The sequence below is a fragment of the Gilliamella sp. M0364 genome, assembly GCF_016100565.1.
In the GTDB taxonomy this organism is placed as follows: Bacteria; Pseudomonadota; Gammaproteobacteria; order Enterobacterales; family Orbaceae; genus Gilliamella; species Gilliamella apis.
On record NZ_JACFSF010000007.1, the window covers coordinates 61,193 to 83,919 of the forward strand.

Below are 22,727 nucleotides of genomic sequence, written 5' to 3' on the forward strand. Positions count from 1 at the left end.
TTCCTTACTTTTTGCGCATGATCCATTTTTCAACAAGAATTGGCAATATTTCACCGATTTTTTCTAACAATAAGGTACCTTGTCCTGTCTGATAATGCTGTGGATCTGCACTCGTAAACATTAACAAACCAAGATCGCCAAATTGCCCTAACAATGATAAAGCCACAGAGCCAACGTAACCATGTTTAGGTAATAGAAAATCTAATTCAGTTGTATTTAATGAACCTAAATAAAATTGGCTATACTGTAAATGTCTTACACGAATAAAATCAAACTGCGATGAATTTAAAGCTAAGTAATGATAGTTGGATGGTGCACTAAGTAACCATTTGTCATCAAATAAATATAAATAGGCACCATTAAGTCCTAAATCTTTAGCCCAAACTTTTAAAGAATCTAATAATTCGTTTATATCTTTTGCTTTAATTAATTGAAACTGCAATTTTATTAGCTGATTAAAAAGCAATTCATTAGCACTTGCGTGCTCCATCAGCATCGTGATTTCTGACTCAAGTTGACTGATTTTATTACGTTGCCTTGCCATATGCCATTCAGGTAGTGATATCATACCTCTCACTGGGTGTGGTACGCGCATACGCTCAATATGAGTCGCATTTCGAATAAAAAAATCTGGGTTATCAATAATATATTGGCTAACCATTTCATCATTTAATTTAACAAATGATTTTTTTCGTTGCGACGGTTTTGACTTCAATGTTTGTGTTTTTCTTACGACCATAATTTATTTCATTGTCTTTATGTAATCTATTAATAAAATTCATAAAGTCTAGCGTAATTAAATTGCAATATAACCATCATACACATGCGTAGCTGGTCCTGTCATATAAAGCGGCGACTGATTACCTTTCCAATCTATTATTAATTTTCCTCCGGGTAGATTAACATTCACCCGCTGGTTTAATAATCCTTGATTAATGCCAACAGCAACAGCGGCACAAGCTCCTGTTCCACAAGCTTGAGTTTCACCAACGCCTCTCTCATAAACACGTAAATTAATATTATCTCTATCAATAATATGCATAAAACCAATATTCGCTTTTTCAGGAAAGCGTTCATGTTGCTCTAATAACGGACCTAAAGTTAATACTTGAGCGGTTAACACATCTTCAACTTGAATTACACAATGCGGGTTCCCCATAGAAGCGACACCACATAAAACTGTTTGTTCTTGTGCTCGAATAATATAAGTTTTTTCTTCTTTAATGGCTTTGAAAGGAATTTTATTAGGCTCAAAAATTGGTGTTCCCATATTAACCCGAACGGTTTCATCATCATTTACCGTCAAAACAATATTACCTTTCATAGTACTGACTTTTAATACTCTTTTTTTAGTCAATCCTTTCAATCGTACAAAACGAGCAAAGCAACGAGCACCGTTACCACATTGCTCAACCTCTGAACCATCAGCATTAAATATACGGTAATGAAAATCACTTTCAGGAGAATAAGGTGGCTCAACAATAAGTAACTGATCAAACCCAATTCCTGTATATCGATCTGACATACGTTTGATCATTTCACTTGAAAGATGAACATTTTGCGTTACTGCATCAATAACCATAAAATCATTACCCAGTCCATGCATTTTTGAAAAGTTCATCTCTAGTTACCTTTTATTGTAAATCGTCAGTATTTATTACTTTTTCATCATATTGTTTGATTAGATGTATTAATCAAGCAAAAATTAGAAAACATATTTATCAACTTCATAATGAATTATAATACTAATTCACCACGCCATAAATCATCAAAAGTTTCACGCTCTCGAATCAATTTATGCTGATTACTATCTTCAAGCATGACTTCGGCCGGTCGAGGATGACTATTATAATTAGACGCCATACTAAAGCCATAAGCACCTGCACTACAAATAACTAACAGATCATCTTGTTCAACTGAAAGTTCACGTTGATAAGCTAATACATCACTAGATTCGCAAATTGGCCCTACAACATTATAAATCTTTTTGGTATTTGAATCTGTTGATTCTTTAACAGGTAGGACTGGCATCCACGCTTGATAAAGCGCTGGTCGAATCAGATCATTCATTCCGGCATCAACAATCGCAAAATGATTGCCATCTTGATGCTTAGTATATTCAACTTTAGTAATTAATAATCCAGCATTGGCAACGATTGATCTACCTGGTTCGAAAACAATTTCAAGTTCAGGATAATTTTTTAACTTTTCAATTAGTTTTGATACCAGTAATGTCGCTGATGGTGGCTGTTCATCATCATAACAAACACCTAAACCTCCGCCTAAATCAATATGCTTAAGATGAATATTTTCTGCTGCTAGTTGGTCAACTAATGCCAATATACGATCAGCTGCATCAAGAAAAGGCGACAGCTCAGTTAATTGAGAGCCAATATGACAATCAATACCGACTATTTTAATATTATTTAATGATGCTGCTTTACGATAAGTATCTAAAGCTAATTGATAACTTATACCAAATTTGTTTTCACGTAATCCTGTTGAAATATACGGATGTGTTTTTGCATCTACATCCGGATTAATCCGTAAAGAAATGTTCGCTGTTTTCCCTAATTGATGAGCAATATCATTGATACGATATAATTCAGGTTCTGATTCAACATTAAAACATTTAATTCCTACTTCAAGTGCACGTCTAATCTCAACAACAGATTTTGCAACTCCTGAAAATACAATTTTTTTAGGATCAGCACCAGCTTTTAATGCTCTCTCTAATTCACCTTGTGAAACAATATCAAAACCAGCACCAAGTTTAGCTAATAAGTTTAAAACAGATAAATTGCTATTCGCTTTTGCTGCATAACAAATCAAATGCTTCTTATTTTTTAAAGAATCTTGATAAGAATGAAATTGCTTAGTTATGTGATCAGCAGAATAAACATATAAAGGGGTACCATATTGATTAGCTAAATCGCAAATAGAAACGTTATCCGCCAATAAATAGCCATTTTGGTAATGTAAAAAATCCATCATATTATTCCTTTAAGCTAATTTATTTGTATCATTAGATTCAATAATTGCATTTGACTGATCTGCAGGATAATAAAGTGGACCTTTTAAACCACAGCCTAATAATGTGAAAATAACTAAAAAAAGAGAAAAGAGTTTTAGAGCGGATTTCATAAAATATTCGCAATTTAATCAGATTTATAATGAAGACTATATTACACGATAGCCATATTCGTGCAAAGAACAAATCATTAAGTTTTCTAAGCGAGATACAAAAAAATTTGAATAATTTTATGCTATTGATAATAAAAAGTTATATAAAAATTGAATATAAATTACAACGCTTACATCATAGTATCGCTGAAATTTAGTTCAATTAATCATAATTATTTTATTATTGATAATCAGAGACTCTAAAAATAAAATTATAATAGCAACTAATAAATCTAAAGTTACCATAATTGGATTAACTATATATCTTCAAATGATTTATAAAGTATATCAATGCTCCATTTTTAGAATTCATGAAAGATGGAACATTGATAATTCATGATTAGATAGAAATCAATTAAACAGAACAAATTCGGCATTCTCGGCTATGGTTTTGAGTCGTTTTTGAGCTGTTATAATGTTTTCTCTCCATTTATGATCTTTTGCCCACATTTCAATAACAAGCGGAGCAGTATAATTTATCTGTTTTAGTATTTTAAATATAGCAAGAAAATCAACCTCCCCTTCGCCAATAGTTAAATCTCTAAACTGACCAGAATAATTAGCTTTAACCTTATAAGTATCTTTTAGATGTATTTGAACAATGTGCTCTCGACTTAACATAAGCTCTGTACAGACATCATAATTCCAACCAGAAATATTCCCTACATCTGGATAAGCCATAAAATAAGGAGAATTGACCTCTTTTTTTAGAATTTCAAACTTACTGAGTGAATTGAGATAACTAGTATCCATGATTTCAACGGCAAGCATTATCCCCATTTTTTCAGCTTGTTTCGCTGACCACTGCATTCCCGCAATAAAACGCTGGTGAGTCTGTAAATTGGCTGGTTCATAATAAACATCATATCCAGCTAATTGAATTACCCTTATTCCTAGTTTATAGGCGAGTATCAGTGCTTTATTCATAATAACTTTGGCTTGCTGACGTATACTTTTATCGGCAGATCCAAATGGAAATTTACGATGAGCACTTAAACACATAGAATGCAATGGTAGTCCATATTGTTCACATAATCGCTTTAATCGATAAATCTCATCATCTGACCAATCAAGTCTTGCTCTTCGCTGTTCTGATTCATCAATTGATATCTCGATAAAATTAAATCCTAATGTTTTCGCTTCGTGCAATTTTTCTTGCCAAGTAAGTTCATTAGGTAATGCCTTTTCATAAATACCAATATAATTAGATTGATTGGTCGGATTAATTGCAAATTTTGCCATAATAAAACCTAATAATATTTATTTGAACATCAAATATGCAGTCATTTTACTGACTGCATCGCATCTATTACCAATATTTAGCAATTTGCTCTCTTAAAGCTTGAGCAGTTTGTTTACCATTTTCACTAGCAAGAGCTCGACCAGCAATAAAGGCTTTGGTTTTAATTCCTGCAAATAGGTGAATATCCTCAGGAATAATTCCGCCCGTTATGGAAAGTTCAAGACCTAAATCTGACAATTGTCGCATTCTAACCAAATCATCCTCTCCCCAACCAATACCAGCTAATTCAGCATCACGAGAACGATGATAAATAGCCTGTTTAATCCCCAATTTTCGCCATGCTTTGGCATCTTCTAGTGTCCAATGACCATATAATTCGATCTGAATTTCGCCATTAAATTCGTCAGCCACTTTTTTACATGCTTCAATGGTAGCGATATGCGCTGCAGCCGAAACCGTTAACCAGTTAGCCCCAGCTGAGAAAGCCATTTTAGCTAATATCGCTCCACCATCAGTCGTTTTTAAATCACAGACTAATATATGATTAGGATATAATTTTCTTAGATTTTTAACGCTTTCTATTCCTGCACCAAAGGCGAGAATAGTGCCAACTTCGATAATATCAACAAATCCTGAAACATTTTTTGCCACCTCCAATGCTGAGGTTAGTTCTGTTTGATCTAAAGCAATTTGTAATTTTGGTGTTGTCATGTTGGTTTCCTTATCTAATTTGATTTTTGGCCATAATAAGCATTAGCGCCATGTTTGCGAAAATAGTGCTTATCGGATAATGTTTGTTGAATTTTGATGGTTTGATTAAGTTGTCGAGTTGAAATTGCCATCATTGCGACTTCTTCAAGTACCACAGCATTGTGTACCGCATTTAAGGCATTTTTACCCCAACAAAATGGCGCATGACCAGAGACAATAACCCCAGGCATCGCCAGAGGATCAATACCGCGATGTTTAAATTCCTCGATAATAACTAATCCGGTATTTTTTTCGTAATCTGTGGCAATTTCACTATCAGTTAGTCGCCGGGTACAAGGTACATCACCATAAAAATAGTCAGCATGAGTGGTACCTAATGCAGGAATATCCAATTCTGCCTGTGCCCAAACGGTTGCATAACGAGAATGGGTATGCACAATTCCGCCAATATTTGCAAAGGCCTTATAGAGTTCGAGATGAGTTGCGGTATCACTAGAAGGATTTAGTTTGCCTTCGACAATTTCGCCGGTTAATGAAACCACAACAATATCATCTATGGTCATATCACTGTACTCAACCCCAGATGGTTTGATGGCAATGACCCCCTTGGCACGATCCACTTCTGATACATTTCCCCATGTAAAGGTGACTAAATTATATTGTGGTAGCAATAAATTAGCCTGTAGTACGCGTTCTTTTAATGCTTGAAACATTATTTAGCCTCCATTTAGCGCGCGATCGATAACCGCATAAACATCTTCTTTGCTGTTACAACGTCTTAATTTATCCAGATCAACACCAGTCTCACTATTTTCATCATCTAAAATTTGTGTCACTTCCATTAATCCTTCCATATGCTGATCAGAAGTACTGCCGGCAAGAGTAACTAGTACATCTACAGGATCAGTCTCTCCCTCAAAATAAACAGGTTTTTTCAAAGTTACTAATGCAAAAGCCGTACGGTTTACGCCATCTTCTGGTCGCGCATGTGGCATGGCCAGATTAGGGGCAATAATGATATAAGGCCCCATGGTTTTAACGCATTGAATGATGGCATCATAATAACGAGGCTCAATCGCTTTAGACGCAACTAGCATATCTGTTCCTAACTTAACCGCGTCTTGCCAATTTGTAGCTTCTGCTTTAAGTAAAATAGAGTTATTTTCAATTAATGATTCTTTGAAAGCCATTGTTGGACTCCTTTAATATTCTGCCTATTTACCATTCACTTTATTGATAAGCTCAATAAGTTCATCGCCGAAAGTTTGAGGATTTAACATGTTTTGGACACCTAACGCATGTTGTCCTTCATTAACCTCGATTTCATGAATCAAATGTTTAGAAGCAACAATAATGTCGACATTAGGTAGTTTTGATTTGTAATCCGTAACTGCGCATGAATCCATGACATTTGCGATACCTTTTTTATCTAAATAATTGGCAATTTTCATCTTCATCATCATTGATGATCCTTGACCACTACCACAAACAGCAAGAATACGAATCGGTTGACCTTCACTAATTGCCACTTCATCCATTTTTTCAACTACTGCTTCATTAACATCATCATGAATATCATTGGTCGGTTGTTGTTTTTGTAAGGCTTCTTCAGCTCTTAATGATTTAGCTGCAAAGAACATATAGACCAGAGATAACGCAATCAAGACATAGATAAATAGATGAGAGAAAGATAAACCTTGTAAAATCGGCGGGAATAAGATTGCCCAATCAGCCATTCCCATCCAAGAATCAATTGGCGTACCATTTTGGGCGAAAATATTAATTACCCAAGCAGAGCCTAGAACCTCAACCATTCCCATAACAAAACAGAGTTTCATTACCGCTTTCCATCCACCATAATGATTGGCAAATACGCCAATGGTGGCATTAGAGAAAAACATAGGAATAAAACCAGGAATAATCATGATTGGCGATTTAAATACCAGTAAAAGCGCTATTGCTAAAAATTGACCTAATGCCCCCCAAATAAAACCAAATACCATGGCGTTAGGTGAAAAAGCATAGATAGCCGCACAATCGATAGCCAACACTGCATTTGGTATTAATTTTTCAGAAATGCCCTTAAATGCTTCAGATAACTCAGCTACAAACATTCTTACACCACCAACAATAACTTGGATGGCTACGGCAAATTTAAGTCCGGTTTCGAAAATGTAGATAGTCCAATGAGTTGATCCTGCCATTGTTTGTAAATTATCCAAACCAAATGAAAGAAGGATAATTCCGAAGAAGATTGTCATCACTATCGTTGTGGCAGCAATACTATCGTGGAAAATATGTAACCATTTTGGTAATTTTAAATTATCTACTGAATCATCTTTATCGCCCAATTTTGGCGCTAATTTCACTGCAATCCATGAACCAAGCTGCTGTTGGTGACCAATAGAAAAACCTGCGCCGCCAGTTACCGCTTCAGTCGGTTTAAACATCATATTTGAAAAAATTCCCCAATATAATGCCGTAATTATTGCTGAGTAGATGATGGTTTCCCACATACCATAATCGAATAGGAAGTAGAAAAGTGTAATTAAACCAACTTGTTGAAACATGATATGACCGGTCAACATGATGGTTCTAATTCCGGTGAAACGTCTAAAGATGACCAGTAAAATATTAATCGCTAATGCAAGCAATACTGCATAACCAACCCATGAATATTGTTCACCCATCCCCTTTTCGACAGCCACCATTGAGGCATAAGTATCGATAATCGATCCGGTTATACCATGATATTCGGAAAGTTTAGCAATAACGGGTTTAAATGTTGAAACTAAAACACCTGAACCAACTTGTAACAGCATAAAACCAACAATGGTTTTAATCGTGCCTTTTAAAATTGTGGTGATATCTTTTTTTAAAAGACAATAACCTAGCAAGGTAACTAGGCCCAGTAATAATGGTGCCTTCGTCATAACTTGACTATAAAAGATATAAAAAATGTTATAAATTACTTCCATATGTCCCTCTCATTGGTTATCGACATTTCTAACGTTAACGTTATTGTTTAGGTATCTATAACCTTCAAATGTCTTTTTTATAATTACCTATCGCAAAACTCATAGATGGAACTTCAACCTATTTAATATTATTCAGTTCGCTGAATAACATTTGTTATATTCTACAATCACAAACAATCATTCAATGATTGTTTGTGATTATTTTGATATTGATCACTTTTCTAAATTTATTGACTTAGCAATTGTGATATCCATCACATTATCTTTAAAAAATAGAAGCAAAACTTAAAAATATAACTATTATTATCAATAAATTGAACTTATGATTATTGATATTAATATTTAAATAATTGACAAAATACAAAATGATAATTAACATCATTTTTAATCAAATTTAATCATATTAAATTAATAAGAGGGTACAATGAACGAAATATCACGCCACACCCAAATAGTGGCAATGGTTAATGAAAAAGGGATGGTAAGAGTTACTGAATTGGTTTCTTATTTTGCAATATCACCAGCGACAGCCCGTCGAGATATTACAAAACTCGATCAGGACGGAAAAGTAAAAAAAGTTCGTAATGGCATTATGCGAATAGAAGTACAAAAACCAATTTGGGCACCGATAGGAAATAATAATACCGATCATTATCATGAAAAAGCACGTATTGCCATAAGAGCGGCGAAGTTGTGTGGAAGTGATGAAAATATAGTTATTAACTGTGGCTCAACGGCATTTTTATTAGGTCGTGAATTATGTGGTAAAAATGTTTCGATCATTACCAACTATTTTCCTTTAGCTTGTTACTTGATTGAACATGATCACGAAAACGTCATCATTATGGGAGGATTATATAACAAAACACAAAACATTATTCTAAATCCTATAGCAAATATAACTGATTCTTATGCAGGAAAATGGATGTTTACAAGTGGTAAAACATTAACACCAAATGGGCTGTATAAGAATGAAATACTGGGAGCGGTAGCTGAACAACAAATACTTGAAAAAATTGAAAAATTAGTAGTCGTTGTTGATAGTTCTAAAATAAATACCAAAGCAAATTCTGGCATGCTTTTTTGCCCGGTTACTAAAATTGATATTTTAATAACTGGCAAACAAGCAAATAAGGAAGTAATTGAAAGCATAAAGGAACAGGGCACAGAAGTGATTTTAGTTTAATAATTAAATTGTAAAAGGAACAAAGTATGAGTAAAGTAAACGAAATTACCAGAGAATCTTGGATATTAAACACCTTTCCTGAATGGGGAACTTGGCTTAATGAAGAAATAGAAACAACAGAAGTTAAACCTAATACGTTTACGATGTGGTGGCTTGCTTGTACAGGGATTTGGTTGAAATCAGCAGGTAATACTAATATCTCTGTCGATTTTTGGTGTGGTACAGGTAAAAAAACTCACGCAATTCCATTAATGAACAAACAACATCAAATGATGCGAATGGGTGGAGTACGTGAATTACAACCAAATCTTAGAACTAGCCCATTCGTTCTTGATCCTTTTGCAATCAAAGAGATTGATGCGGTAATGGCAACCCATGACCATGCTGATCATATTGATGTCAATGTTGCAGCGGCAGTCATTCAAAACTGCTCACCAAAAGTCAAATTTATTGGTCCTAAAGCCTGTGTTGAATTATGGAAAAGTTGGGGAGTTCCTGAAGATCGCTGTATTGTTGCTAAAGTAGGCGAAACTATCCAAGTTGGTGATATTACCATTCGCGTTTTAGACTCTTTTGATAGAACTTCATTAGTTACTTTACCGAAGGGTGTTTCATCCACCGATAAATCCATATTAGATGGAATGGATGATCGTGCCGTTAACTATTTATTCGAAACTTCTGGTGGATCACTTTATCATTCTGGCGATTCTCACTACTCTAATTATTATGCCAAACATGGTAATGATCATAAAATTGATGTTGCTTTGTTATCTTATGGAGAGAACCCGCGCGGCGTAACCGATAAAATGACCTCATCAGACATTTTACGGGCGGCGGAATCATTAAATACTAAAGTAGTGATTCCATTTCACCACGATATATGGGCGAATTTCCAAAGTGACCCGCGTGAAATTGAAGTCCTTTGGCAAATGAAAAAGGATCGTCTGGAGTATCAATTTACGCCTTTCTTCTGGCAAGTTGGTGGTAAATATACTTATCCAACCGATAAAAACAAAATGCACTATCAACACTATCGTGGATTTAGAGATATCTTTACCGATGAACCTGAACTGCCATACCGTTCATTTTTATAATTAAAAAGCTAACTAATGTGGACTAGAACAACTTTCTAAGTCCACTTTTTTATTGTTCTTTTCTATTTTGTTATATCATAGTAAGAAAAAAAGATTTCAACAAAACAATAATCACTAACATTCAAAACTAAAAGCAATTTATCAATAAGAACAAGATTAAGCATTAATATATTTTTGCCGTTCCGGAAGCCAACAATCAACAAGTTGTTTAGCACACTCCGGAGACTCGCTTAAGATAAGATATGATGCTTTTTGCACCTCGCTAATTAAATGCTGATCACGGATTAAATCAACAATTTTAAAATTTGCTTCCCCCATTTGCCTAGTCCCTAAAATTTCACCACTACCTCTAATTTCAAGATCTTTTTGGGCAATAACAAAACCATCATTGCTTTCACGCATTACTTTCATCCGAGCCTGAGCAATTTTACTTAATGGAGCTTGATACATTAACACACAATGTGAAATTGCACTGCCTCGTCCTACCCTACCTCGTAATTGATGTAGTTGAGCAAGTCCTAAACGTTCAGCATTTTCAATGATCATTAAGCTCGCATTGGGCACATCGACCCCAACTTCAATAACCGTTGTCGCAACTAAAAGTTGAACCTCTCCCGTTTTGAAAGCCTGCATAACAGATTGCTTTTCATCAGATTTCATTTTGCCATGGACAAGTGCTATATTTAAGTGTGGTAACCTTTCTTTCAATTCCTCAACTAACATTTCAGCGGCTTGAGCATCCAGAGTTTCTGATTCTTCCACTAAAGTACAAACCCAATAAACCTGACGATGACTTAAACAAGCTTGATTAACCTTGTCGATAATTTCTTCTCGACGGGAATTAGGAATAACAACAGTGGTAACTGGGGTTCGTCCTGGAGGTAATTCATCAATTATTGAGACATCCAAATCTGCATAAACTGTCATTGCCAACGTTCTTGGTATTGGTGTTGCTGTCATGATTAATTGATGTGGGTGTATGGCATTTTTAATACCCTTTTCCCACAAACTTAACCGTTGATTCACACCAAATCGATGTTGTTCGTCAATAATAACTAGCCCCAAATTGGAAAATTCAACTTTATCAACAAACACCGCATGGGTACCAACTAACATCGTGATTTCACCTTGCTTTAAAGCTTCATATCGCTGCTGCTTATTTTTAGCTGTTAATCGACCAGATAACCAATCTACAGTAATGCCTAATGGTTCAAACCATTGTTTAAAATTATTAAAATGTTGCTCTGCCAATATTTCGGTTGGCGCCATTAAAACAACTTGATGACCATTCTCTATCGCATTTAAGGCGGCCATAGCTGCAACTAAAGTTTTACCTGAGCCTACATCACCTTGTACTAGTCGCATCATTGGAATATGCTTTGTCATATCTTGATAGATATCTTGTACAACTCTTTGTTGAGCGTGAGTTGGATTAAATGGTAATGAAGCTAGAAAAGGTAGAGTCAATCGCTGATTACTGTGCATTGAATAAGCATGTTGCTTTTGATTATCTCTTTTAATCATTAACATGCTTAAATGATAGGCAAGTAACTCTTCAAATACAAAACGTTTTATAGCTGGGTGTTCACCAACTAATAACTGATCAATATCAGTCGTAATAGAAGGATTATGAATGATGTTCAATGCATCTAAAATAGGTAAATAATTTTGACTTAATGAATCAGGTAATATTTCATTTGGTAAATTGTTTTTTAGTAAAATTAATGCCGATTTTATCATTTTACGGATTACATTTTGTGTCAATCCATATGTAGAAGGATAAATAGGTGTAAATCGCTCTTCATTTAAATCGCTTAGCGATGCTCGTTCATCTTTATTCGCGTTGATGTTAAATTGCGGATGAATAATTTCTAAATTAGTTTTACCGCTTTTTATTTCACCATATGCACTTATCCATTTTCCTACTATCATCGACGCTTTCATACCTGCATTAAAATGCATAAAACGTAAAATAGCGATTCCAGAATCATCTTGAATATAACATAACAGCATTTGGCGACGCTTAAAAATAATCTCTGTTTTAATTATGCGCCCTTCAATAGTGGTATATTCGCCAATTGTAGCATCACCTATAGCGCAAGAAGAACTTCGGTCTTCATAACGTAGAGGAAAATGTAATAATAAATCTTGAATGGTTTTAATGCCTAGTGCATGGAATTTATTTTCTAAACTAGCACCAATACCAGCTAATTTGATTAGTGGTATATGGTTTAGTAAACGATCAGACATGATAATTAATTAATATTACGTATCACACTCACTACATCTTGTTGTAGTGATAACTTTCTAATTAAATCATTTAATTGTTGTGAGTTTTTAACTTCAAGCTGCAAAATAATTGTATAAATTTGCCTATCTTTTTCTTCGGTATTTAGCCATTGAATATGAGCTTTTTCGTCATTAATAATCGAAAGAATATGACCTAAAGTGCCTTGACTATTAAGAATATCTACCCAAATCTCTGCAACAAATAGTTGATCGATATTTGGTGCCCACTTAAGTGCAATATATTTTTCTGGGTTATTCTGATAACCACTAATATTGCGACACGATTCATGATGAACGGTTAAACCTTTTTCAGGGCTAACATGGCCAACAATCGGATCATTAGGAATAGGATGACAACATTTCGAAAAGGTCACTAAAACCCCTTCACTTCCGGTAATAACTAAAGTTTTATTGGTATCAGATTGATTAGATAAAAGCGCTTTATGTTCTAAACCTTTAACAATAAAATGGCTCATGATGTTACCAAGACCAATTTCGGCTAATACATCATCGAAGCATGTTAACTTGGTTAACCCAACAATACGATCTTTCTGTTTCAGTGTTAATGACTCAATACCGCCTGATTTAATTAACGCTAAATTGAGTAGACGACGCCCTAACTCAATTGCATCTTCTCTTTTTAACGTTTTTAATGCTTGGCGAATACGAGAGCGTGCTTTAGCACTAACAACAAAATTTAGCCAGCTTGCATTAGGACGACTTTCTGGCGAAGTTATAATTTCGACAGTTTGGCCATTACTTAAAGGTTGAGAAAGCGGATAAGGTTTACGATCTACTAACGCACCAATACATTGGAAACCAATATCAGAATGCACTGCATAAGCCAAATCAACCGCTGTTGAACCTTCTGGTAATTGGACGATACGACCTTTTGGAGTAAAAACATAAATCTCTTTTGGAAAAAGGTCTGATTTAACATTTTCAATAAATTCGAATGAATTACCGACACTTTGCTGAAGTTCTAGCAAACTTTGCATCCACCGTTGGGCTTTAATCTGAGTGGTGGTGTTGTTTAACTCATCATTCTCATTATAAATCCAATGCGCAGCAACGCCCATTTCCGCCATTTGCTCCATATCTTCAGTTCGTATTTGAACCTCTACCGGGGTACCATGCGGACCAATTAATGATGAATGCAACGATTGGTAACCATTAGCTTTAGGAATAGCAATATAATCTTTAAAACGATTAAGACGCGGTTTATATAAATTATGCACTAAACCAAGCGCACGATAGCAAGCGTCAACATCTTCCACTACAATTCGGAAAATATAAATATCCATAATTGAATGAAAATGTTGCTCACGCAGTTGCATCTTCTGATAAATCGCATAGATATTCTTTTCAAGCGCTTCTACTTGAGCATCAATACCTGCATCTGCTAGACGACCTCGTATTTCAGAAAGAATTTGTTGGATCAGTTCTTTTCTAGTTCCTCGAGCAATTTTAACCACTTTTTTAAGAACCTTAGCTCGATTAGGATGCATAGCAGTAAAACCAAGTATTTCAAGCTCAGTTTTAATATGATGAATGCCTAAACGATGAGCCAATGGCGCATAAATCTCTAAAGTTTCTTTAGCAATACGGCGACGTTTATCTGGCCTTAAAGCACCAAGAGTACGCATGTTATGCGTTCTATCAGCTAATTTAATTAAAATTACTCGCACATCTTCGGTCATGGCTAAAACCATTTTCCGAAAATTTTCAGCTTGAGCTTCTTGGCGATTTCTAAATTTTAACTTATCAAGTTTTGAAACCCCTTCCACTAAAACTGCAACATGCTTACCAAATTTTTGCGTAATGTCTTGGAAGGTGACCGGGGTATCTTCGATAGTATCATGCAAAAGTGCAGCGATGATGGTTTCATAATCTAGCCGCATATCAGCTAAAATGGTTGCAACAGCAACCGGATGGGTTACATATGGTTCACCGCTACATCGGAATTGCCCTTCATGTGCTTGCTTAGCAAAGAGATATGCAGTTTGGATCAATTCAACTTGCTTGACAGGAAGATAAGATGCAACTACCTCTTTTAAGCTTTCAAAATATTGCATGGGCAATTCTCAGCAATGTTTATTCGTATGAAGGAGTATTTTCTAAAAGTACCGTTTCATGAAGAGCTGTACGCACTTCTGATTCTTCATCTTGACGAGCTTGGAATTCAGCAGTATCAAGAATTTGTTTATTGACAAGCCCATCTTCAATTTCGCGTAAAGCAACCACAGTTTCTTTATCGTTTTCTTCTGGAATTAGTGGCGATTTATTTTCGACTTGTAATTGACGAGCACGTCTTGCTGCAACTAAAACGAGATCAAAGCGATTACCAATTTTTTCTACTGCATCTTGGACAGTTACACGAGCCATTTTTACCTCTAATATTTTAACTTATATGCTTCAATTGAAAGATCCGCTATTCTACTTAATTTTGTAGCGAATTGTCCATAACTAATATTACTATGTTATGTAAAATCCATTATTTTAGATGAATTGAAATGATAAATATCTATTCCATTACCTCTAACCAAATATTAGCACCTATTATAGGCATATTTAAAAGGTAACGTCGTAAGCCATCCAATGCAATTGCTGCTAAGACTTGTTGCTGTGTTCTTTTGCTTTGACTTCGTCCGGTATACTTTAAATTAAAGTGTAATACTTGTTTTAATGTTGCAATAATTAATGTAAATTGGCTATTCTTTTCTTGAAAATTAATAATACCGATCGCTATATTAGCACCTTGTGCTTTTAATAATCCTGTGAAATAACTGCTCGGTTCATCCAATAATAAAGGTACAATCTCTGATTTGACGACAGGAGCATCAGCTTCGAACAATTGATAACTAATCATCCCTGCTGATTGTTGTTCAATAATAACAATAGATTGATTAGTATCGTGTAATAATTTTGATACTACATGAGCTAATCCTGTCTCACCTGATTCACTTAATACACCTTCATAAAGCAAATTAGCATTAACAACCGATTTAATTTGTTGCCACAACTTATCCATTTCACTTTTTTGGTTTTCTGGACCCGTTAATTTTAATTCAATAATAGGCATTGCGGCACGATAACCAATCGTGATATTTTCCGGTATATCCAATGTGGAGTCAATTTCTTGTGCTAAATCGCTTTCAGTTCGGCCCATTGTTGTTAATCGATAACAAAGTTTGCTTTCTGCCAGTGGATAATTCAACTTGATCTCAGGAATAATCTCATTTTTAATCATTTGTTTAAATTCAGAAGGCACACCGGGAGTAAAGAATAATAGACAATTATTCAGCTTGATTTTAAAACCGCATGCGGTACCAATAGGATTATCAATTAACGTCGCACTTTAAGGTAGCATGGCTTGTTTAATATTACTTGCAGGCATCGTTCTACCACGATTAAGAAAATAACGCTCAAGTGACTTGAGCCATTGTTCATGTAAAACTAGCGATTCATTATTGGCCAACGCAGCTGCTTGGGCACTAAGATCATCACTAGTCGGCCCTAATCCACCATTGACAATTAAAATATCATTTTGCAAACTACGCTCTTTTAAAGTTTCAATCAGCGTTGATAAATTATCCCCTATTGTATGACGAGAGGTAATAGTAATACCTTCTTGAAATAGAAAATCAGATAACCATGCAGCATTAGTATCAATAATTTGACCATATAAAACTTCATCACCGGTACTAATCATTTCAATTTTAATACGATCTTTGATGTTACTCATAATTACCCTTAGTTAATTAAAAATGATTATTCAATATTTAGTTAATAACTTCTTCATCCACTTTATTGTCCATATGCTCCTTACTTTGCACTAATCGCACAGCAAAATAGAGGTCATAAGCAAATTCAATATAATCACTATCTAATTTAAGATTCATCTGTTTAAACCAATTTTTTAGTGTTTTGCGTCGACCAGCCAAAATTAGCACGACATTTCTAACTTTTAATGAATTCACCAATTCATCAATACCCGTCAACACACTAACATCTTTATAAGTAAAACAAGGTATCGCATCAACAATAACATAATTGATTTGTTCGGCAGAATCATCAATATAATTGATAATTCTACGTTTAAAATAGGCAATGTTAAAATAGGTAAGTGGTGAATTAAATCTATAAATCATAGTATTACTCAATGGTTTGACGTCAGAACCAATTGAATGAATTCGACCACTATCATCAACACCTAATAACTGATCATTCGGTCTAAAAACACGACGCAAAAATAAAAATAATCCCAATAAAACTGCTAGCGCCATCCCCGGAATGATACCAATAACTAAAACCGAAATGAGTGTAGTTAAACTTAAATAGAATGCATCGCGATCAAATTTAAAAAACCGAATAATAGTTTGAAAATTAATCAGTGATAACGAAGAATAAATTAGAATCACGCCTAATACACAGGTTGGAATATATTGTAATGGTGATAAAAAGAACAACACCACAAAACCAATTAGAATTGCGGCAATAATTGACACTAACTGAGTTTTACCACCATTAGCATCATTAACAGCTGTTCGAGATGAGGTACCACTAACAACAAATCCTTGAGATAACCCGGCAACTATGTTGGCCATACCCAATGCTTTAAATTCTATATCGGCATTGGTTTCATAATTATTTTTAGAAGCAAAACTACGTACCGTTATCATCATACTAACAAAACAGATAACGGCAATATTAAGAGAAGGAACGACTAAATTTCGCATTAAGCCTTTATCAAAATCTAACCATGACTCTGCTGGGATGAAATCACTGGTCACACTACCAATAATCCGTACGTTATATTGTTCAAAATTAAACAGCCATGAAAAAAAAGTCATAATTATGACGGCGAACAGCGGTGCCGGATAACGAGGTTTGAATTTTTTTAACGCCACCAATATCACTAAAGTAAAAAATGATACTAACGCAGTTAATACATGAATCTGCGATATCTTTAAAGGAAAATAAACAATGCGCTCAATCAAATAAGAGTAGTCATACTTAAATCCCAATGTTTTGGCTAGCTGATCAACCATAATCGTAATTGAAATACCATTTAAAAGACCAATTAGAATCGGTTGGCTTAATAAATCAGCTAAAGCCCCTAGGTGAAGTTTACCGGCTATTAGACACCAAATACCAATCATAATGGTTAATAATACAACTAATTGCCAACGTAAAACGGGATCATTAGCCGCTAAAGGGAAAACTACAGCGGCTACAACTGCGCAAGTTGCTGTATCTGGCCCAACGATTAATTGCTTAGAAGAACCAAATAGTGCATACACAATCAGTGGCAAGATTGTCGAATATAAACCAGCAATTGCTCCTACGCCAGTGAGTTCAGCATATGCTATTGAAACAGGTAACGATACAGCTGCTACTGACAATCCAGCTTTAATATCAAAACCAAGATACTCTCGCTTATAATGCAATAAACTCGTCAGCCCTGGCATCCAAAAAATGATTTTTTGGAATAATGCACTATTGGTAAACTTTCCCATGTATAATTACTTTCCTGCTATACTCATTTTCTCAATCAATATTGAACCACATTGAATATTACTTCTTGTTTCAATATCATTACCTATTGCTACAATATTTTGATACATTTCTTTAAGATTACCAGCTACTGTAATTTCATTAATAGGATATTGGATTTTACCATTTTCAACCCAAAAACCCGTAGCTCCACGTGAATAATCACCTGTCACATTATTGACACCTTGTCCCATTAATGACGTAATAACAACACCTTTATCGAGTTTTCTTAACATTGCAGTAAAATCAGCATCAGTTTGACTTGATGAGACTAACCAATTATGTATACCACCTGCATGTCCGGTAGATTTCAAACCTAATTTTTTGGCAGAATAATTACTTAATAAATAAGTTTGCAAAATACCTTGTTCAATAATATTACGCTTAACAGTTCTCGTCCCTTCACTGTCAAATGGTGAAGAACCTACTCCTTTTAAAATGTATGGATCTTCCAAAATTGTCAGCCAAGCAGGGAAAACTGCTTTTCCTACACTATCCAACAAAAAAGAAGACTTTCGGTAAATCGAACCACCACTAATTGCAGAAACTAAATGCCTTATTAAACCGACAGCAACTTCCGAACAAAAAAGGACAGGTACTTGCATGGTTGGAATTTGTTTAGCACCTAAATGGGCAACAGCTTTCTCAGCAGCTTGTTTTCCGACCCAAACTGGTGATTGCAGTTCATTAATATCCCGAGAAGAAGTATAGGCGTAATTTCGCTCCATTTGTCCATTTTGCTCAGCAATCACCGAGCAAGAAAGTGAATGTGAACTGGCACAGTAGCCTTGTAACATTCCTAAACTATTACCATAGACATAAACACCATAACGGCTATTAAAGTAACCACCATCACAACTTATTAATGAAGATTCAGCAAGCGCTGTTAGTTCCGCCTGTTTTGCTTGTTCTATTGCATTATCAACATTTAAATCACTTGGATAAAACAGATCTAAATCGGCATTATCAAATGCCATTAACTCACGATCGCCTAAACCTGAACATGAATCAGGCGAAGTATATTGCATAATATTAATTGCCATATCCACTGTTTGGCTGATCGCCTGTGGAGATAAGTCACTGGTAGATGCGCTACCTTTACGTTGATTTTGATAAACGGTTATACCTAATGCTCCATCACTATTAAATTCAACATTTTCAGTATCACCTTCTCTTGTACTGACACTAATACCAGTAGATTGATTAATCGACACCTCTACTGAATCGACCCGAGCTTGTGCTTGTTTAATAGCATCGGCAACAATAGCGGATAGATGTTGTTGTTGGCTTATCGCATCTTTTTTAATTTGTTCAATACTCATTTTATTATTTTCTACAATTCTGCTAGTGATACGTTATAATATGCCAGAATTTAATTTTAGTTAACAAAAGAAATAGCATGAATAACAATCAAGAGCCAAATCTAGAACCCGACTTCAATATAAATCAAGAAGATGATGAAATTATTTACGTTAGTAAAAGTGAAATCAAAAGAGATGCCGAGGTGCTTAAAAAATTAGGTGTCGAACTTGTCAATTTAAGCAAAAATGAAATAAGTAAAATTCCACTTGATGAAGATTTATTATATTCTATTGAATTAGCTCAAAAAATAAAAAAAGAAGGCTATCGCAGACAAATTCAATACATAGGTAAATTGCTTAGAAATCGTGATATTGAACCGATTACACAAGCATTGGATAAACTCAAAAATCGTCATAACCAGCAAGTTGCCATGTTTCACCGTTTAGAGAAATTACGTGATGAGTTAATTGAAACTGGCGATGCAGAATCCATTATGGAGCTATTTCCTACCGCAGATAGACAGCAATTACGCACACTTGCACGTTCAGCTAAAAAAGAGCTAACTGCAAATAAACCGCCAAAAACAGCCAGACAAATTTTTCAATATTTAAAAGAATTGAGCGAAACAGAGTAAATTTTTATAATGTTCGTTTTATATTTATGATTAAACACTACTAACTAATAAAAGATAGAGGATACAAAAATGGGACTATTAAACGTACCAGCCGGTAAAGAATTACCTGATGACATCTATGTCGTGATTGAAATCCCAGCGAATGCTGACCCAATTAAATATGAAGTCGATAAAGATACTGGTGCAGTATTTGTTGATAGATTTATGGCAACTGCAATGTTTTATCCATGTAATTACGGTTATATTAATCACACTTTATCACTTGATGGAGATCCGGTTGACGTATTAGTTCCAACTCCATATCCATTACAACCTGGTTCTGTAATTCGTTGTCGTCCAGTTGGTGTCTTAAAAATGACTGATGAAGCAGGTTCTGATGCTAAACTAGTTGCTGTACCGCATACTAAATTATCAAAAGAATATGACCATATAAAAGATGTAGACGATTTACCTGAGTTATTAAAATCTCAAATCAAGCACTTCTTTGAGCAATACAAAGCACTTGAAAAAGGCAAATGGGTAAAAGTTGATGGTTGGGATAATGCCGAAGCTGCTCGTAAAGAAATTATTGAATCTTTTGAAAGAGCAAAACAGAAGTAATCCTACCTAAATTATTCAAAAAAGTAATCATTTCTATTGAGTCATAAGAAAAAATTTTTATGGCTCAATCTTTAAACTTTTTTTTACTTTCGAAATAACTTCAATGACTTAGCGTTGCAACAATTTGTCATTTATCAAATTAAACAAATTAATATAAAAATTTTATATAAAACCGTACACTAAGATGAAAAAATTGTCATTAAAATCTTGCTTTCGATTTTAAATTGTGAGGTAATAGTAATGGGCTAACAACAAGAAGCATTTTTATGAAAACGATTAACTTTTTAATTTAGTTCCAGACTAGTTAGATTAGTTTATGAGTTGGTGTATTAATGTTAGTTAATGCCTAAACAGCCGATAAGGCAAATTATTAATTATTGTTAGGATGTCTAGTAAATGAATAAAAAAACAGGCCAAGTAAAATGGTTCAACGAAAGTAAAGGTTTCGGTTTTATAACTCCAGCCGATGGCAGCAAAGATGTATTCGTACATTTCTCTGCAATCTCAGGTGATGGATTTAAAACCTTAGCTGAAGGACAACAAGTCGAATTTGCTATCCAAGATAGCCCTCGTGGACCAGCAGCGGCTGAAGTAGTTGTTATCTAATTAAAATTTAATTAAATAATAAAAGCAAAACGCCTATTTCTCGAAATAGGCGTTTTTTTATAAGGGTATCATTTTAATCCCTTTACTAGAACTAAAAAAGCGACCCAAGGCCGCTTTTTTGCAATTACAACCGCTTCTAATTATTTAGCAACAACTGCAATTAAGTCTAATACTTTGTTTGAGTAACCAACTTCGTTATCGTACCAAGAAACTAATTTAACAAAGTTATCACTTAATTGGATACCAGCTTTAGCATCAAATACAGAAGTACAAACTTCACCTAAGAAATCTGTAGACACAACGTCATCTTCAGTATAACCAAGAACGCCTTTCATTGGGCCTTCTGCAGCTGCTTTGATAGCTTTACAGATGTCTTCGTATTTAGCTGGTTTTGCTAAACGTGCAGTTAAGTCAACAACAGAAACGTCTGGAGTTGGAACACGGAAAGCCATACCAGTTAATTTACCATTTAATTCAGGAATAACTTTACCTACAGCTTTAGCAGCACCAGTTGATGAAGGGATGATGTTTTGAGCAGCACCACGACCACCACGCCAATCTTTGTGAGATGGACCATCAACAGTTTTTTGAGTTGCTGTAGTTGCGTGAACAGTAGTCATTAACGCTTCAACGATACCGAAGTTATCATTAACTACTTTAGCTAAAGGAGCTAAACAGTTAGTAGTACAAGAAGCATTAGAAACGATATCTTGACCTGCATATTCTTTATCATTAACACCCATAACAAACATTGGAGTATTGTCTTTAGATGGGCCAGTTAAAACAACTTTTTTAGCACCAGCTTGGATGTGTTTACGAGCAGTTTCATCAGTTAAGAATAAACCTGTTGCTTCAGCTACAACATCAACACCTACTTCATTCCATTTTAAGTTCGCAGGATCTCTTTCAGCAGTAACGCGGATTGTTTTACCGTTAACGATTAATCTACCGTCTTTAACTTCAACAGTACCGTCAAAACGACCATGAGTTGAATCATATTTAAGCATATAAGCCATATAATCAACGTCTAATAAATCATTGATAGCAACGATTTCAATGTCAGAGCGTTTTTGTGCAGCACGGAAAACAATACGACCGATACGGCCAAAACCATTAATACCTACTTTGATTGTCATAACAATTACCTTCTTTTTGTTTTAAATGATAAAAATAACTTACAGTAAACTATCAAATTTTGGGGTCTTATTCAAGACCATTACACATAATTAGGCACGAATTAATCAAATAGTTTTTAACCATAAAAGAAATCACAACTAATAATCAATAAAATCAATCATTTAATATAATTGAAAATTTTACTCTCAGCATAAAAATAACCACTGCA

22 protein-coding genes are annotated in these 22,727 nt (G+C 34.7%); 5 read left to right on the top strand and 17 right to left on the bottom strand.

The genetic code is table 11. From position 1 onward, the window contains the following. Positions 1-4 precede the first annotated feature (4 nt). The 9 genes from H3U96_RS08970 to H3U96_RS09010 all read right to left on the bottom strand — a co-directional run bounded on the left by H3U96_RS08970 (position 5) and on the right by H3U96_RS09010 (position 8,115). Positions 5-715 (bottom strand): DUF484 family protein, encoded by a 711-nt coding sequence (locus tag H3U96_RS08970; protein WP_370527365.1) that lies wholly within the window; start codon positions 713-715, stop codon positions 5-7. Positions 716-796: 81 nt separating this feature from the next. Further along, positions 797-1,621: a diaminopimelate epimerase gene (gene dapF, locus H3U96_RS08975; RefSeq protein ID WP_065650897.1), complete on the bottom strand. Its 825-nt coding sequence runs from the start codon at positions 1,619-1,621 to the stop codon at positions 797-799. 116 nt (positions 1,622-1,737) lie between these two features. Then, the gene (lysA, locus tag H3U96_RS08980) at positions 1,738-2,991 is read right to left on the bottom strand and encodes a diaminopimelate decarboxylase (RefSeq protein ID WP_086360842.1); all 1,254 of its coding nucleotides are present in this window, start codon (positions 2,989-2,991) and stop codon (positions 1,738-1,740) included. Positions 2,992-3,003: 12 nt separating this feature from the next. Continuing rightward, positions 3,004-3,144, bottom strand: coding sequence for a lipoprotein (locus H3U96_RS08985; RefSeq protein WP_108720888.1), 141 nt, complete (start codon positions 3,142-3,144; stop codon positions 3,004-3,006). Positions 3,145-3,534: 390 nt separating this feature from the next. After that, a complete protein-coding gene (locus H3U96_RS08990) occupies positions 3,535-4,425 on the bottom strand; it encodes an L-ribulose-5-phosphate 3-epimerase (protein WP_086354198.1) in 891 nt (296 codons plus the stop codon). 67 nt (positions 4,426-4,492) lie between these two features. After that, a complete protein-coding gene (locus H3U96_RS08995) occupies positions 4,493-5,137 on the bottom strand; it encodes a 3-keto-L-gulonate-6-phosphate decarboxylase UlaD (RefSeq protein ID WP_034901424.1) in 645 nt (214 codons plus the stop codon). Between the two features lie 14 nt (positions 5,138-5,151). Continuing rightward, positions 5,152-5,850, bottom strand: a complete 699-nt coding sequence (locus tag H3U96_RS09000; protein ID WP_086360843.1) for an L-ribulose-5-phosphate 4-epimerase — start codon at positions 5,848-5,850, stop codon at positions 5,152-5,154. A 3-nt stretch (positions 5,851-5,853) separates the two neighbouring features. Continuing rightward, positions 5,854-6,327 (bottom strand): PTS sugar transporter subunit IIA, encoded by a 474-nt coding sequence (locus H3U96_RS09005; protein ID WP_086360844.1) that lies wholly within the window; start codon positions 6,325-6,327, stop codon positions 5,854-5,856. 24 nt (positions 6,328-6,351) lie between these two features. Further along, positions 6,352-8,115 (bottom strand): PTS ascorbate-specific subunit IIBC, encoded by a 1,764-nt coding sequence (locus tag H3U96_RS09010; protein WP_086360845.1) that lies wholly within the window; start codon positions 8,113-8,115, stop codon positions 6,352-6,354. A gap of 424 nt (positions 8,116-8,539) precedes the next feature. Here H3U96_RS09010 and ulaR point away from each other — a divergent pair, with 424 nt between their 5' ends. Beyond that, positions 8,540-9,301, top strand: coding sequence for an HTH-type transcriptional regulator UlaR (gene ulaR, locus H3U96_RS09015; protein ID WP_034901429.1), 762 nt, complete (start codon positions 8,540-8,542; stop codon positions 9,299-9,301). Between the two features lie 26 nt (positions 9,302-9,327). After that, positions 9,328-10,395 (top strand): L-ascorbate 6-phosphate lactonase, encoded by a 1,068-nt coding sequence (gene ulaG / locus H3U96_RS09020; RefSeq protein WP_086360846.1) that lies wholly within the window; start codon positions 9,328-9,330, stop codon positions 10,393-10,395. Between the two features lie 156 nt (positions 10,396-10,551). Here ulaG and recG read toward each other — a convergent pair whose 3' ends face one another. From recG to pmbA, 7 genes are all read right to left on the bottom strand, one after another. After that, positions 10,552-12,645: an ATP-dependent DNA helicase RecG gene (gene recG / locus H3U96_RS09025; RefSeq protein ID WP_086360847.1), complete on the bottom strand. Its 2,094-nt coding sequence runs from the start codon at positions 12,643-12,645 to the stop codon at positions 10,552-10,554. A 5-nt stretch (positions 12,646-12,650) separates the two neighbouring features. Further along, on the bottom strand, positions 12,651-14,759 hold the full coding sequence (spoT, locus tag H3U96_RS09030; protein ID WP_086354196.1) for a bifunctional GTP diphosphokinase/guanosine-3',5'-bis pyrophosphate 3'-pyrophosphohydrolase: 2,109 nt from the start codon (positions 14,757-14,759) through the stop codon (positions 12,651-12,653). Positions 14,760-14,778: 19 nt separating this feature from the next. Next, entirely contained in the window at positions 14,779-15,069 is a 291-nt protein-coding gene (rpoZ, locus tag H3U96_RS09035; RefSeq protein WP_034903119.1) for a DNA-directed RNA polymerase subunit omega, read from the bottom strand. Between the two features lie 139 nt (positions 15,070-15,208). Further along, positions 15,209-15,934 (bottom strand): hypothetical protein, encoded by a 726-nt coding sequence (locus H3U96_RS09040; RefSeq protein WP_198196364.1) that lies wholly within the window; start codon positions 15,932-15,934, stop codon positions 15,209-15,211. 108 nt (positions 15,935-16,042) lie between these two features. Continuing rightward, the gene (locus H3U96_RS09045; RefSeq protein ID WP_198196366.1) at positions 16,043-16,429 is read right to left on the bottom strand and encodes a molybdopterin-binding protein; all 387 of its coding nucleotides are present in this window, start codon (positions 16,427-16,429) and stop codon (positions 16,043-16,045) included. A gap of 37 nt (positions 16,430-16,466) precedes the next feature. Continuing rightward, complete coding sequence (locus H3U96_RS09050) at positions 16,467-18,203, bottom strand: SulP family inorganic anion transporter (protein WP_086360849.1); 1,737 nt, start codon at positions 18,201-18,203, stop codon at positions 16,467-16,469. Between the two features lie 6 nt (positions 18,204-18,209). Further along, positions 18,210-19,562, bottom strand: a complete 1,353-nt coding sequence (gene pmbA, locus H3U96_RS09055; protein ID WP_086360850.1) for a metalloprotease PmbA — start codon at positions 19,560-19,562, stop codon at positions 18,210-18,212. A gap of 77 nt (positions 19,563-19,639) precedes the next feature. Between pmbA and yjgA the strand changes: the two genes are divergently transcribed. From yjgA to H3U96_RS09070, 3 genes are all read left to right on the top strand, one after another. Then, positions 19,640-20,176, top strand: a complete 537-nt coding sequence (gene yjgA, locus H3U96_RS09060) for a ribosome biogenesis factor YjgA (protein WP_086360851.1) — start codon at positions 19,640-19,642, stop codon at positions 20,174-20,176. A gap of 69 nt (positions 20,177-20,245) precedes the next feature. After that, complete coding sequence (gene ppa / locus H3U96_RS09065) at positions 20,246-20,776, top strand: inorganic diphosphatase (protein ID WP_065578025.1); 531 nt, start codon at positions 20,246-20,248, stop codon at positions 20,774-20,776. 396 nt (positions 20,777-21,172) lie between these two features. After that, positions 21,173-21,382, top strand: a complete 210-nt coding sequence (locus tag H3U96_RS09070; protein ID WP_025315032.1) for a cold shock domain-containing protein — start codon at positions 21,173-21,175, stop codon at positions 21,380-21,382. A 140-nt stretch (positions 21,383-21,522) separates the two neighbouring features. On the opposite strand, the gene gapA is transcribed toward H3U96_RS09070, so the two are convergent. Beyond that, the gene (gene gapA / locus H3U96_RS09075; RefSeq protein ID WP_198196368.1) at positions 21,523-22,518 is read right to left on the bottom strand and encodes a glyceraldehyde-3-phosphate dehydrogenase; all 996 of its coding nucleotides are present in this window, start codon (positions 22,516-22,518) and stop codon (positions 21,523-21,525) included. Between the last annotated feature and the right edge of the window lie 209 nt (positions 22,519-22,727).

Excerpts from the sequence above, each read along its gene's own strand:
- dapF (WP_065650897.1), bottom strand. The coding sequence starts at position 1,621 with ATGAACTTTTCAAAAATGCATGGACTGGGTAATGATTTTATGGTTATT.
- lysA (WP_086360842.1), bottom strand. The coding sequence starts at position 2,991 with ATGGATTTTTTACATTACCAAAATGGCTATTTATTGGCGGATAACGTT.
- H3U96_RS08985 (WP_108720888.1), bottom strand. The coding sequence starts at position 3,144 with ATGAAATCCGCTCTAAAACTCTTTTCTCTTTTTTTAGTTATTTTCACA.
- H3U96_RS08990 (WP_086354198.1), bottom strand. The coding sequence starts at position 4,425 with ATGGCAAAATTTGCAATTAATCCGACCAATCAATCTAATTATATTGGT.
- H3U96_RS08995 (WP_034901424.1), bottom strand. The coding sequence starts at position 5,137 with ATGACAACACCAAAATTACAAATTGCTTTAGATCAAACAGAACTAACC.
- H3U96_RS09000 (WP_086360843.1), bottom strand. The coding sequence starts at position 5,850 with ATGTTTCAAGCATTAAAAGAACGCGTACTACAGGCTAATTTATTGCTA.
- H3U96_RS09005 (WP_086360844.1), bottom strand. The coding sequence starts at position 6,327 with ATGGCTTTCAAAGAATCATTAATTGAAAATAACTCTATTTTACTTAAA.
- H3U96_RS09010 (WP_086360845.1), bottom strand. The coding sequence starts at position 8,115 with ATGGAAGTAATTTATAACATTTTTTATATCTTTTATAGTCAAGTTATG.
- ulaR (WP_034901429.1), top strand. The coding sequence starts at position 8,540 with ATGAACGAAATATCACGCCACACCCAAATAGTGGCAATGGTTAATGAA.
- ulaG (WP_086360846.1), top strand. The coding sequence starts at position 9,328 with ATGAGTAAAGTAAACGAAATTACCAGAGAATCTTGGATATTAAACACC.
- recG (WP_086360847.1), bottom strand. The coding sequence starts at position 12,645 with ATGTCTGATCGTTTACTAAACCATATACCACTAATCAAATTAGCTGGT.
- spoT (WP_086354196.1), bottom strand. The coding sequence starts at position 14,759 with ATGCAATATTTTGAAAGCTTAAAAGAGGTAGTTGCATCTTATCTTCCT.
- rpoZ (WP_034903119.1), bottom strand. The coding sequence starts at position 15,069 with ATGGCTCGTGTAACTGTCCAAGATGCAGTAGAAAAAATTGGTAATCGC.
- H3U96_RS09040 (WP_198196364.1), bottom strand. The coding sequence starts at position 15,934 with ATGATTAAAAATGAGATTATTCCTGAGATCAAGTTGAATTATCCACTG.
- H3U96_RS09045 (WP_198196366.1), bottom strand. The coding sequence starts at position 16,429 with ATGAGTAACATCAAAGATCGTATTAAAATTGAAATGATTAGTACCGGT.
- H3U96_RS09050 (WP_086360849.1), bottom strand. The coding sequence starts at position 18,203 with ATGGGAAAGTTTACCAATAGTGCATTATTCCAAAAAATCATTTTTTGG.
- pmbA (WP_086360850.1), bottom strand. The coding sequence starts at position 19,562 with ATGAGTATTGAACAAATTAAAAAAGATGCGATAAGCCAACAACAACAT.
- yjgA (WP_086360851.1), top strand. The coding sequence starts at position 19,640 with ATGAATAACAATCAAGAGCCAAATCTAGAACCCGACTTCAATATAAAT.
- ppa (WP_065578025.1), top strand. The coding sequence starts at position 20,246 with ATGGGACTATTAAACGTACCAGCCGGTAAAGAATTACCTGATGACATC.
- H3U96_RS09070 (WP_025315032.1), top strand. The coding sequence starts at position 21,173 with ATGAATAAAAAAACAGGCCAAGTAAAATGGTTCAACGAAAGTAAAGGT.
- gapA (WP_198196368.1), bottom strand. The coding sequence starts at position 22,518 with ATGACAATCAAAGTAGGTATTAATGGTTTTGGCCGTATCGGTCGTATT.